Source organism: Limimonas halophila (assembly GCF_900100655.1).
GTDB lineage: Bacteria > Pseudomonadota > Alphaproteobacteria > Kiloniellales > Rhodovibrionaceae > Limimonas > Limimonas halophila.
Genome location: NZ_FNCE01000013.1, coordinates 35,846 through 48,075, shown reverse-complemented (window position 1 = coordinate 48,075; position 12,230 = coordinate 35,846). Strand labels below are relative to the sequence as shown.

General features: G+C 71.2%; 12 protein-coding genes. 7 read left to right on the top strand and 5 right to left on the bottom strand.

Translation table 11 applies throughout. The features are described 5' to 3' along the window. Nucleotides 1-344 precede the first annotated feature (344 nt). Nucleotides 345-1,439 carry a ferrochelatase gene (gene hemH, locus BLQ43_RS12860; protein ID WP_090021712.1) on the bottom strand — a complete coding sequence of 365 codons (1,095 nt, stop codon included), beginning with the start codon at nt 1,437-1,439 and terminating at the stop codon, nt 345-347. A gap of 148 nt (nt 1,440-1,587) precedes the next feature. Between hemH and BLQ43_RS12855 the strand changes: the two genes are divergently transcribed. Beyond that, on the top strand, nt 1,588-2,553 hold the full coding sequence (locus BLQ43_RS12855) for a glycosyltransferase family 2 protein (RefSeq protein ID WP_090021707.1): 966 nt from the start codon (nt 1,588-1,590) through the stop codon (nt 2,551-2,553). 34 nt (nt 2,554-2,587) lie between these two features. Here BLQ43_RS12855 and BLQ43_RS12850 read toward each other — a convergent pair whose 3' ends face one another. The 4 genes from BLQ43_RS12850 to BLQ43_RS12835 all read right to left on the bottom strand — a co-directional run bounded on the left by BLQ43_RS12850 (nt 2,588) and on the right by BLQ43_RS12835 (nt 7,247). Beyond that, nucleotides 2,588-3,400 carry an HAD family hydrolase gene (locus BLQ43_RS12850; RefSeq protein WP_176758679.1) on the bottom strand — a complete coding sequence of 271 codons (813 nt, stop codon included), beginning with the start codon at nt 3,398-3,400 and terminating at the stop codon, nt 2,588-2,590. 193 nt (nt 3,401-3,593) lie between these two features. After that, entirely contained in the window at nt 3,594-4,934 is a 1,341-nt protein-coding gene (locus BLQ43_RS12845; RefSeq protein ID WP_090021699.1) for an ABC transporter substrate-binding protein, read from the bottom strand. Nucleotides 4,935-5,095: 161 nt separating this feature from the next. Then, nucleotides 5,096-6,298, bottom strand: coding sequence for a phosphoglycerate kinase (locus BLQ43_RS12840; protein WP_090021695.1), 1,203 nt, complete (start codon nt 6,296-6,298; stop codon nt 5,096-5,098). 88 nt (nt 6,299-6,386) lie between these two features. After that, nucleotides 6,387-7,247 carry a fumarylacetoacetate hydrolase family protein gene (locus BLQ43_RS12835; RefSeq protein WP_090021692.1) on the bottom strand — a complete coding sequence of 287 codons (861 nt, stop codon included), beginning with the start codon at nt 7,245-7,247 and terminating at the stop codon, nt 6,387-6,389. A 221-nt stretch (nt 7,248-7,468) separates the two neighbouring features. Between BLQ43_RS12835 and BLQ43_RS12830 the strand changes: the two genes are divergently transcribed. From BLQ43_RS12830 to BLQ43_RS12805, 6 genes are all read left to right on the top strand, one after another. After that, on the top strand, nt 7,469-8,491 hold the full coding sequence (locus BLQ43_RS12830; protein WP_245659589.1) for a rod shape-determining protein: 1,023 nt from the start codon (nt 7,469-7,471) through the stop codon (nt 8,489-8,491). 97 nt (nt 8,492-8,588) lie between these two features. Further along, nucleotides 8,589-9,701, top strand: coding sequence for an inositol-3-phosphate synthase (locus tag BLQ43_RS12825; protein ID WP_090021683.1), 1,113 nt, complete (start codon nt 8,589-8,591; stop codon nt 9,699-9,701). A 17-nt stretch (nt 9,702-9,718) separates the two neighbouring features. Next, a complete protein-coding gene (locus tag BLQ43_RS12820; protein ID WP_176758677.1) occupies nt 9,719-10,315 on the top strand; it encodes a CDP-alcohol phosphatidyltransferase family protein in 597 nt (198 codons plus the stop codon). Next, nucleotides 10,312-11,208, top strand: coding sequence for a PfkB family carbohydrate kinase (locus tag BLQ43_RS12815; protein WP_090021676.1), 897 nt, complete (start codon nt 10,312-10,314; stop codon nt 11,206-11,208). Before BLQ43_RS12820 ends, BLQ43_RS12815 begins: the two co-directional genes overlap by 4 nt. A gap of 204 nt (nt 11,209-11,412) precedes the next feature. Then, complete coding sequence (locus BLQ43_RS12810) at nt 11,413-11,778, top strand: hypothetical protein (protein WP_090021673.1); 366 nt, start codon at nt 11,413-11,415, stop codon at nt 11,776-11,778. Between the two features lie 25 nt (nt 11,779-11,803). Next, complete coding sequence (locus BLQ43_RS12805; RefSeq protein WP_090021670.1) at nt 11,804-12,178, top strand: cyclophilin-like fold protein; 375 nt, start codon at nt 11,804-11,806, stop codon at nt 12,176-12,178. Nucleotides 12,179-12,230 lie beyond the last annotated feature (52 nt).

Here is a 12,230-nt window from a genome sequence, read left to right as displayed (position 1 = left end):
TCGACCCCAACCCCCTCTGTAATCTCCCCCTTCCCCTTGTAGGGGAAGGGGGAGATGGGTTTGGGGCGATAGCCCGAAACCCAGAGGGGGATGGGGCTATGCTCTCGCAGCGTATGATTTCCTTGGCTCGCCGGTATCATACGCATATTCTCAGAGAGGAGACCGCATGGCCTCAATCTGTCTTTGCGCGCCTTTGACGCGCGAGCCCGTCTTCGACGGGCTGTCCTCCTGAAGGTGGACAGGCGCTTTCAGCGCCTCGCACGCTTCAGCGTGCAAAGAACCCTGCCGCGACTCCGCTGATACCTCGCCGGCTCCACGTGTTTTCCGCTCTCTGAGCCCGCGTATCACCCCGCCATCGCGAGCGCGCGTTCGGCGGCGGCGCTTTCGGCCGGCGCCACCCAGCCCGAGAGCTCGCGCGAGGCGAGGTCGGCGATCAGGCGCACGCCGCGATCCGAGGCGTTGAGGCACGGGATGTAGGTGAAGTGCTCCCCGCCGGCGGCCTCGAAGGCTTCGCGGCCCTGGACGTTCAGCTCCTCCAGCGTCTCCAGGCAGTCCGCGGAGAAGCCCGGGGCGGCGATGGCCAGGCGCTTGACGCCCTGCTTCGCCAGTTCCTCGATCAGCTCGTCGGTGTAGGGCTTCAGCCATTCTTCCGGCCCGAAGCGCGACTGGAAGGACAGCTTGACCGAGTCCGGCGACCAGCCCAGGCGCTCGCGGATCAGGCGCGAGGTCTTGGCGCACTGGCAGTGGTAGGGGTCGCCGTTGAGCAGGTAGCGCTTGGGCAGCCCGTGGAAGGAGGTGATGAGCACCTCCGGCGTCCAGTCCAGCTGCGCCAGGTGCTCGCGGATGCTCTCGCTGACCGCGTCGATGTAGCGCGGCTCGTCGTGGTAGCAGGGCGCCGTGCGGATCGTGGGCTGCCAGCGCAGCTTCATCAGCGTGCGGAAGGCGTGGTCGTAGGCCGTGGCCGTCGTCGGCGCGGAGTACTGCGGGTACAGCGCCAGCAGCAGGATGCGCGTGCAGCCCTTATCCTGAAGATCGCGGATGGCGTCGTCCGTGCGCGGGTAGCCGTAGCGCATGGCCCAGTCCACCACGATGTCCTCGCCGTGGCGCTCGGTCAGGATGTCGTGGACCTGCTGCGCCTGATCGCGCGTGATCGTCTTGAGCGGCGACTCGTTCTGATCGTGGTTCCAGATCGTGTGGTACGCGCGCCCCGACTTCTTCGGCCGTGTCGTCAGGATCACGGTGTTGAGAAGGAGCTGCCAGAAGATCGGGTTGTAATCGATCACGCGCCGGTCGGAGAGGAACTCCTTCAGGTAGCGGCGCATGGAAAAGTAGTCCGTGCCCTCCGGCGTCCCCAGGTTCAGCAGCAGCACGCCCAGCTTGTGCCGGGGCGGCTCGGGGTGATCGGCCGGCTTGTCGACCTGATGGATGACCTCGGCCATGGCGGCGCCCTTCTCCAATCCGTTGCACAGGCCAAGCTAAGCCGGTTGCGCCGGCTGGCAAGGCACGGCGCGGACGCGCGCGATTCCACCGCGCCCGTGCGGCATCCTATGCTGGCGCGGGGCGAGGAAGCGAGGGCGAGGCGCCGGGATGCCGCCGACCGTCAGCGTCGTGATGCCGGCCTACAACCGCGCGCACACCGTGGGCGCGGCGGTGGACAGCGTGCTGGCGCAGAGCTTCGCGGATTTCGAGTTGATCGTGATCGACGACGGCTCCACCGACGCCACGGCGGCCGTGGTGCGTCAGCGCGGCGATGCGCGCGTCCACCTGGTCAGCCACGAGCACAACCGGGGGCTGGTGGCGAGCCGCAACCACGCGCTCGCGCTGTCGGAAGGGCGCTACGTCGCGGTGCTGGACAGCGACGACCTGGCCGCACCCGACCGCCTGGCGCGTCAGGTGCACGCGCTCGACACGCATCCGGACCTGGGCGAGGTCGGCGGCTGGATCCGCCGCATCGACGAGCGGGGCCGTCCCGGCCGCATCAAGCGTCACCCCACCTCCCCGCGCGCCGTGCGGGCACAGATGCCGTGGCGCGCGGGGATCGCGCACACCACCGCCATGCTGCGCGGGGATCTGGCCCGCCGGCTGGCCTACGACCTCGCCTACGCTCAGGCGGAGGACTCCGACCTGCACGCCCGCGTGCTGGCGAGCCACGAGATCGCGAACATCGGCGCCGTGCTGGGCTTCAAGCGCAGCCACGGCGGCCAGACCTCCGCCGACCGAACGGCCGCGCGCGCGGGCAAGCAGGCGGTGATGGCGCGTTTCCTGCGCCAGCTCGGGATCGAAGCCGATGCCGGCGAGCTGGACCGGCACTTCGAACTGACGCGGCCGGCCGAGCGCACACGGCCGCTGAACGGCGCGGAGTTGGCGTGGGCGGCGGCCTGGCTGGACCGCCTGCGCGCCGCAAATGCCCGCCACGCCGCCTTCCCCGAGCCCGAGTTTTCCGCCTTCGCCACGCTGATCCAGCGCCACACCGCCCTGCGTGCCCTGCCCCGGACGCCGGGCCACGCGCTGACGGCGCTGTGGGGGATGCGACGGGCGCCGAGCGCACTGTGACGCGATCGGTTCGCGCCCGCCGACCCCAACGGGTTCAGGGCGTCTCCGTCTCCAGCATGTCCGCCGCCTCGGCAAAGTCCCGCACGCGCCAGTCCGGCGTGTAGCCGTAGGGCTCCAGCGCCTGGTCCCAGCGATCGACCCAGATGACGCGGAAGCCCAGGCCCTTGGCGGCGAAGACGTCGAACTGGTTGGAGGAAACGTAGAGCACCTCGGCGACGTCCAGGCCCAACTCGTCGAGCGCCTTGAAATAGAACGGACGGTTGGGCTTGTACATCGCGAAGCTTTCGGACGTGAAGAACCAGTCCCAATCGAACCGGCCCAGCAGCGCCCGGCGCAGCACCGGCTCGCTCAACTGGGTGTGGGGCACGAGCTTGTAGCCGGCGCCCCGCATGCGCTTCAGGCTCGGCAGGATCTCGTCGTAGGTGTCGAGCTCACCCAGCAAAGGATAAATGCCGCCAGCGGTGTCGCGATCCATGTCCAGCCCGCTTTTCTGGGCATGCGCGAGGGTCGCCCGCGTGGCCAGCTCTTCCAGCGGCACGAAGGCCCGATCGATCATGGTGTTGTACATCATGTAGGCGAACAGCTGGGACCGCCACGACGGCCAGTAGTCGCCGCCGTCGACCGAGATGTTCCGCTCACCCAGGTACGCTTCGATCTTGGCCGGCATCACGGTCCAGTCGAGCATCGTGCCACCGACGTCGAAGAAGATCGCCTTCGTCTTCAACGGTCCGGCCTTCGCCGCGCGCGGCGCGACCGCCTGGCCCGCCGCGGTGGTCGCCAAGGCGCCGACGCCCGCCAGCTTGACGGCCTCGCGCCGGGACACCGCGTTCTGATCGCCCTCGCTCATCGCAACCTCCCCGTTCAGGTGTTGCACCTGAGGCAACACCAGAACCGGATACGCGTCAATCGAGGCGTGCATCGGCGCCGCCACTGGGCGAGCGCGAAACCGAAAAAAGAGGGCCCACCGGTGGCGGGCCCCCAAGGGAGCAGATGCGTTGGAGCAGACAAGTCAGAGCAGACGAAACGCGGTGCGCAGGCGATCACTCGCTGGGAATGTCGCCCGCGGCCTGCACACCGACCGTCTCGGTGCCGTCCTCGGTGAACTTCCAGACCTCGATCGGCGTCTTGACGTCGCCGTTGTCGTCGAAGTCCACGCTGCCGGCCGCCCCGGCCAAGTCGATGTCCTCGCCCTTGCGCAGCATCTCCATGCCCTGCGCCAGCGAGTCCACGTCGGCGCCGCGCACGGTCGCGCCCGGCGGGTTGGAGACGGGGCGCAGGTTGTCGCGCAGCACCGGGCCGGTCAGGTCCTTCTCGCCCTGCGCCAGCGCCCGCGCGGCGGCCAGCCCGATGGCCACGGCCGCATCGTAGGCCGAGGTCGTGAACGGCGGCACGCGGTCATGGCCGAACTCGCCCTTGAACTGCTCGGCGAACGCCTTGGTGACATCGTTCTCCGGGTTGGAGCCGGGCGCGGTGCCGAGTTGGCCCTTGAGCACGTCGGCGCCGACGGACTCCAGCACCTTGCTGGACTTGTTGCCGTCCACGAACTGCCAGCTCGTCATGCCGAAGGTATCGCGCGCCTCGCGCAGGAAGGTCGAGGTGTGGCCCGGATAGCTGCAGCACACCAGCACGTCCGGGTCGTCCTTGAGCGCGACCGCGAGCTGGGAGCTGTAGGTGGCCTGCACCTCCTCGGGGTGCGGGATCTGCGCGTGCACCGTGCCGCCGCGCATCTGGAAGGACCGCGCGAAGGCGTTGGACAGCCCCTGGCCGTAGGGGTTGTTCACGTAGATGGTCGCGGCGGTCTTGTGCTTGTAGTCGTCCAGGATCTCGCCCGCGGCGAGCTGCGCGGCCACCACGCCCTGCAGCGCGTCGGAGGAGGTGGTGCGGAACAGCAGGTCGGCTTCCTGGTCCTCCGGCAGCACGCTGATGAGCGGCGAGGTCGAACCGTTCGAGATCTGCAGCACGTTGTTCGGGATCGCCACGGAGGTCGCCGTCGCCACGGTCACGCCGCTGGACCAGGCGCCGACGTAGGCGGGCACGCCGTCGGCCTCGACCAGCTTGCGCGCGGATTCAATGGCCGGCGTGGGCAGGGTGTTGGTATCCTCGGCGATGTGCTTGGAGAAGATGGGCCCGCCGAAGACCTCCTTGGCGGCCTGGTTGATGTGCATCATGCCCAGCTTCGCGCCGTCCCGGTAGAACGGCCCGAACTCGGCGGCGGAGCCGGTCATGGGCGCGATCTGGCCGAGCGGGATGGCGTTCGGCTTGGCGATGACGCGCATGGGCAGCGTGCTGGACAGCGCGGCCGCGCCGGTGGCGATGCCGGCCGTCTGCACGAAGCGGCGGCGGTTCATCCCGCCGGCCTTGATGGTCTTCGTCTCCGTCATGGTGCGCCTCCCTCGCGCTTTTGTGTTGGGAAGATGACCGTCGAAACGGTAGCAGACCCAGGCGCGGAGGTTAACGCATACAAAAAGCTATGTCGCCCGTTTCCGCCGCGTCGCTCGACAGGCAGCCGGAGACAGGCGCGTTTTCGGGGTGGTGGCGCCGTTCAGCCCTCGGCGTAGAGCGGCGGAATCCCCGGCAGCTCACGCCCCTCCAGCCACTCCAGAAAGGCGCCGCCGGCGCTGGAGACGTAGGAAAAGCGGTCCACCACGCCGGCGTGGGTGAGCGCGGCCACGGTGTCGCCGCCCCCGGCGACGGACAGCAGCCCGCCCGTTTCGGTCAGCTCGGCGGCGCGCTTGGCGACGCGGTTGGTGCCGGCGTCGAAGGGCGGCGTCTCGAAGGCGCCCAGCGGGCCGTTCCACACCAGCGTACGGCAGGTGGCGAGGTCTTCCTCCAGAGTCGCCGCCGACTTGGGCCCGACGTCCAGGATCATCTGATCCGCGGGCACGGCGTCCACGGCCACGGTCCGCGTGGGCGCGTTCTCGGCCAGCTCGGGCGCCACGACGACGTCCTCGGGCAGGCGCACGGTGCATTCGCTCTGCTGCGCGCGGCGCAGGATGGTGCGGGCCGTGCCCAGCATCCCCTCCTCGTACAGCGAGCTGCCGACGCCGTGGTCCAGCGCCGCCAGGAAGGTGTTGGCCATGCCGCCGCCGATCACGAGGCGGTCCACCTTGTCGGCGAGGTTGCCCAGCAGGTCGAGCTTCGTGGACACCTTGGCGCCGCCCACGACGGCCATGAGCGGGCGCTCCGGCGCGTCCAGCGCGGCCTCCAGGTGGCGCAGCTCCTCCTCCATCAGGCGCCCGGCGTAGGCGGGCAGCCGCTTGGCGACCCCCGCAACGGACGCGTGCGCGCGGTGCGAGGCGGAGAAGGCGTCGTTGACGAAGATCTCGCCGAGCGCGGCGATCCGGTCGGCAAAGGCGTCGTCGCCGGCTTCCTCGCCCGGCTCGAAGCGCACGTTTTCCAGCAGCGCCACCTGCCCCGGTTCCAGCGCGCGCACGGCGTCCTGGGCGGTTTCGCCCACCGTGGCCCCGACGAAACGCACCTCCGCGCCGCCGAGCGCCTCGCGCAGCGCGCCCAGCACGGGCTGAAGCGACAGCTCCGGCTTGTGCTGGCCCTTGGGCCGGCCGAAGTGGGAGATGACGACCACGTGCGCCCCGGCGTCCATCAGCTCGCGGATGGTGCGCGCGCCGCGCTGGATGCGCGTGCGGTCCGTGACGCGGCCGTCGGCGACGGGCACGTTGAAGTCGGCGCGGACGAGCACCGTCCGCCCCTGGACGTCCACCTGATCGAGCGTTTTCAGCGCGGCCATCGCACCTTCTCCCCTTCACCGGCGTTCGTGGGCGCGCGCGGAGGCTACACAGCAAGCGCGCCCACACAAGGGCCGCCCAGGGGTGGGCTCAGCCCTCGGCGACCACGGGGTTGGTCAGCGTGCCGATGCCCTCGATCGTGATAGAGACGGTGTCGCCGGCTTTCATCCAGACGTAGGGATCGCGCGCCATGCCCACGCCCGGCGGCGTGCCCGTGACTAGGATGCTGCCGGGCTCCAGCGTCATCGCCTCGCCGGCGGCGGCGACGAGGTCGGCCACGGTGAAGATGAGGTCGTCCGTGCGCCCGCTCTGCATGACCTCGCCGTTCAGGCGCGTCTCGACGCCCAGGCCCGAGGCCCCTTCCGGCAGCTCGTCGGCGGTGACCACGTGGGGGCCGAAGGCGCCGGAGGCGTCGAAGTTCTTGCCCAGCGTCCACTGCTTGGCGCGCTTCTGGAAGTCGCGCACCGAGCCGTCGTTGAAGATCGAATAGCCGACGACGTGGTCCAGCGCCCGCTCGCGCGGAATGCTGCGCCCGCCGCGCCCAATCACCGCGACCAGCTCACCCTCGTAGTCGTACTTCTCGCTCACGGACGGGCAGACCATGGCCCGCTGGTGGCCGACGAAGCTGGTCGGGAAGCGCGTGAAGAAGATGGGGTACCTGGGCAGGTCCATGCCCGTCTCGGCGGCGTGGGCGCGGTAGTTGAGGCCCACGCACAGCGTCTTCGGCGGCGCCGGGATGGGCGGCAGGTAGCGGAGCCCGGCGAGCGGACGCAGCGCGTGATCCGGCGCGGCCTCGGCCAGGGTCGCCAGCCGCTCCAGGTTGTCGCGGGCCAGCAGCGTCGCCCAGTCGCGCGGCAGGTCCGGATCGAGCGCGCGCAGGTCGACGGCGCTGTCACCGCGCACGATGGCCGGAACCGGCTGCCCGTTGTCCTCGAAGGTAAGAAACCGCATCGTGAGCAAATCCCATTGTCGTCCGCGTTTTCGATTCGCCGGGCACGCCGGTCCTAGCACACGCGCGCCGGCCCCGGCGATCCGGGAATCTCGCGCCCGTATTCGAGACAAACATTCACAGCGCCGCCGCGCCGCGTTATGCACACACCCGATTGCGCGCGGCGCCGTTTACCATGACCGGCGCGCGGCGCAGGCGGGATCACGACACAGCGGAGCAAATGGTGTTCGGCGCGAAGGCGGGCGACCTGGCGATCGACCTGGGCACGGCCAACACGCTCGTGTTCGCCAAGGGCCGGGGCATCGTGATGAACGAGCCCTCGGTGGTGGCGATCGCGACCAAGTCGGGCAAGCCGCAGATCCTGGCCGTGGGCGAGCAGGCGCGGCAGATGCTGGGCAAGACCCCGGAATCCATCCGCGCCATCCGGCCCATGCGCAAGGGCGTGATCGGGGATTTCGAGGCCGCGCAGGCGATGGCCTCGTATTTCATCAAGCAGGCGCTGCGCAAGCGCGGCTTCCGCCGCCCGCGCGTGGTCATCACCACGCCGCACGGCGCCACGCCCGTGGAGCGCCGCGCCATCCGCGAGGCGTGCGAGGGCGCGGGCGCCAGCCAGGTGTTCCTGATCGAGGAGCCCATGGCCGCCGCCATCGGCGCCGACCTGCCGGTGACCAGCCCGCGCGGCTCGATGATCGTGGACCTGGGCGGCGGCACCACCGAGATCGCGGTGATCTCGCTGGGCGGCATCGTCAACGCGGTGACCGTGCCGGTGGGCGGCGACGATTTCGACGAGGCCATTCACGGCCACGTCCGCCGCGCCCACAACGTCGCCATCGGCGAGGCCACGGCCGAGCGCATCAAGCAGCAGGTGGGCGCCGCCCTGGCGCCCGAGGACGGCCTGGGCCAGACCGTGCAGGTCTCTGGGCGCGACCTCGTTTCCGGCGTGCCCAAGGCCATCCAGGTCAGCGAGGCGGAGATCGCCGACAGCCTGACCGAGCCCGTGTTCTCCATCGTCGAGGGCGTGAAGTCGGCGCTGGAGCGCACCGCCCCCGAACTGGCCGCCGACATCGTGGACACCGGGCTGGTGCTCACGGGTGGCGGGGCGTTGCTGCGCCGTTTGCCGGACGCCGTGCGCGCGGCCACGGGCCTCCCGGTTTCGGTCGCTGAGGAGCCGCTGACCTGCGGCGTGCGCGGGGCCGGCACGGTGCTGGCGGAGTTGCGCACCCTCCAAAGCGTGCTGGAAGAATAACCCCAGCCTGCTTGCTCCGCCGCAATGCACGACATATTGTGAAATCGTTACGCGTTGGCCGAGACGCGCACCCCTTGCCATGCTCCGGAGTGCGTGAATGGAGCCCATCCGCCTGGCCCTCGCCGGCATCGGCAACTGCGCCAACGCCCTCGTCCAGGGCCTGGAGCACTACCGGAACGCGTCGGATGCGACGCTTGCCGGGCTCATGCACCCCGCGGTGGGCCCCTACCGGCCAGCGGACATGCGCGTTGTGGCGGCTTTCGACGTCGACCGGCGCAAGGTGGGCCGGCCGCTGGAGGAGGCGGTCTTCGCCGCGCCCAACTGCGCGCGCGTCTTCCAGCCGGAGCTGCCGCCGTCCGGTGTCACCGTCCAGATGGGGCCGGTGCTGGACGGCGTCCCCGACCACATGGCCGCCTACCCCGAGGACCAGGCGTTCCGCCCCGCCGACGCCGAGCCGGTGGACGTGGCCGAGGCGCTGCGCGCCAACGGCGCCGAGGTGCTGATCTGCTTCCTGCCCGTGGGGGCCGAGGCGGCCGTGCGGCACTACGCGCAGGCCTGCCTGGACGCGGGCGTGGCGCTGGTGAACTGCCAACCGGTCTTCATCGCCTCCGACCCCGCCTGGGCGGAGGCCTTCCGCGCACAGGGCCTGCCGCTGGTGGGCGACGACATCAAAAGCCAGCTGGGCGCGACGATCGCGCACCGCGCGCTGGCGCGGCTCTTTGCCGACCGGGGGGTGACGCTGGACCGAACCTACCAGCTCAACACCGGCGGCAACACCGACTTCCTGACCATGCTGGAACGCGAGCGCCTGGCCTCGAAGCGGCGCTCGAAAACGGAATCCGTGCAGTCGCAGCTGGACACGCGCCTGAATGAGGCCGCCATCCACATCGGCCCCTCCGACCACGTCGCCTGGCAGGGCGACAACAAGGTCGCCTTCATCCGCATGGAGGGCGAGGGCTTCGGCGGCGCGCCCGTGGAGCTGGAGATGCGCCTTTCGGTGCAGGACTCGCCCAACAGCGCGGGCGTGGTGATCGACGCCGCGCGCTGCGTGAAGCTGGCGCTGGACCGCGGGATCGCCGGGCCGCTCGGGGCCGTGTCCGCCTACCACATGAAGCACCCACCCGAGCAGATGCGCGACAGCGAGGCCCGCGAGGCCGTGGAGGCCTTCATCCACGAGGCCGGCTCGCCCGTCGCGCTGGCCGGTGAGTGATCCCCCGGAGCCAAACCGTGACGCTGCATCGCCTGCGCCAGGCCACGAAGTCCCGGCTGGAAGCCGTCGCGCGCCCGCTCGCCCGGCTGCTGCTGCGCTGGTCCGTCACGCCCAACACGATCACGCTGGTCGCGCTCGCGCTCAGTCTGGCGAGCGCCGGGCTGATTCTCGCGGAACAACCGCTCGCGGCGGGCGTCGTGCTCTTCGTGGGCGGCGCGCTCGACCTGCTGGACGGCACGCTGGCGCGGCTGGGCCACCAGGAAAGCCGCATGGGGGCGTTTCTGGACTCCACGCTCGACCGCGTGGCGGAGGGTGTCGTCTACGCCGCCCTGGCGGCCGTGTTCGCCGGGGCCGGGCTGGCGCTGGAAGCGGGGCTGACCGTGCTGGCGCTGCTGGCGGCAACGCTCGTGAGCTACACGCGCGCCCGCGCCGAGGGGCTGGGCGCGGCCTGCGAGGTCGGCCTGGCGACGCGCGGCGAGCGCGTGCTGCTGCTGATCGCGGGGCTGGTGTCGGGGCTGATCGCCGAGGCCCTGGCCATCATCCTGGCGGTGAGCGCGATCACCGTGGGCCAGCGCATCCACGCCACCGCCCGCCATCTGGCGGCGAACCCATGACCGCGACCGGCAAGCCCATCGAGGTGCTCGCCGCCGGCCCGGTCACGCGCGACCGCATCGTCGCACTGGACGGCAGCGTGCGCGAGCAGCCCGGCGGCTCCGCCTTCTACGCGGCGGCGGTGCACGCGCGCCTGGGGCTGACCACCGCGCTGCTGACCCAGGTGGCTGCCCGCGACCGGCGCGAGCTGCTGGCGCCGCTGGACGGCCTGGGCATCCGCTTCCTCGTCCGGCCCGCCCACGCCACGACACGCTTCACCAACACCCTGACCGAAGCCGGGCGCGAGCAGGCGGTGCCGCGCCTCGCACCGCCGCTGAAGCCCGAGGCGTTCGAGCAGCTCGCGGCGGCGGCCATCCAGCTCGGCCCGTTGACGCGCGACGACATCCCGCCCGCCACGGTCACGGCGGCGCGCGAGCGCTGCACATGGCTGGCGCTGGACGTGCAGGGGCTGACGCGGCGGGTGGCGGCCGGGCGCGTGCGCGCCTGCCGCGGCGTTTCCGCGGAAGCGCTGGCGCGGGCCGACATCCTCAAGGCGGACGCGGCGGAAGCGCGGCTGGTCACGGGCTGGCGCGACCCGCGCCACGCCGTCCGCGCCCTGGCCTCGATGGGGCGCGGGGAAGCCGTGGTGACGCTGGGCGCGAACGGCGCGCTGGTGGCCGCGGGCGGCCAGGTCCAGCCCGTGCCGCCGGTGGATGCGGGTGCGGTGGCCGACACCACGGGCTGCGGCGACAGCTTCCTGGCGGGCTATCTGGCGCGGCGGCTGCGCGGGGACGCGCCCTGGCCCGCCGCGCGCTTCGCGGGCGCCGTGGCCGCGCTCAAGGCCACGCACCACGGTCCCTTCAGCGCCGACGCGGCCGAAGTGCGGGCGTTCTTCAATCAATCCACGGCAGGCTAAGCGCCCCCACCCGCGCGCCTGCCGGCGCGCGACATCCCCCAGTGGGGGAGGTTGATGCGGAATTGACCGTGCCATTTTTACACCTCCCCCTCTTCGGCGGAAGAGGGGGAGGTCGATCGCCGACATGCGATCGGGTGGGGGTGATGGACCCGGCTGTTGTGTGCAAAGCTCCTGCCGGCGTCTGCACCAACCAATGAAGCCAGCATGTCCACGGAAACGCCCGACCCGCTCGTGCGGATGGCGATCACGCCCGTGCTGCGCGCCGCCGCCCAGCGCGGCGCCTGCATCACCTACCGCGACCTCGCCAGCGAGGCTGGCATTGAGGCGCCGCATTCCATCCACCGCACGACCCTGGCGCTGGAAGCCATGATGCGCGACGACCACGCCGCCGGCCGCCCGCTGCTCGCGGCGCTGGCGATCAGCAAGCGCGGCATCCCGGCGCCCGGCTTCTTCCAGCTCCTGCGGGAGCTGGGCCGCTACGACGGCCCCGACGAGGGCGCGGAAGCCGAACGCCACCACGCCCGCGAGCTGGACGCCGCCCTGGCCCACTGGGGCCAACCGGATGCCTGACACACCCGTCGAGGGGAGATCCGCCATGTCCACCACCGTCCGCATCACGATCGGCGACACGGCCATCGACGCCGTTTGCCGCGACACGCCCACCGCACGCGCCGTCGTGGAGGCGTGCCCCTTCACCGCCGAGGCGAACGTCTGGGGCGAGGAGGTCTTCTTTTCCGCCCCCATCGACGCCGGGGACGAAGCCGATCAGAAGCAGGTCGTGGAACCGGGCGAGATCGCATACTGGGTGCAGGGCGGCGCCATCGCCATCGGTTTCGGCCCGACCCCCGCTTCGACCGGCGACGAGATCCGCCTCGTCGCGCCCACCAACATCTGGGCCGACGCCGTGGGCGACGTTCGCGCGCTCAAGGCCGCCAAGGCCGGCGACCCGGTGCGGGTGGAGGCGGTCTGACGACCGCCGCCGGACGCGGCATGATCTGCGTCATTGCCCGCGGCGCGGGTGC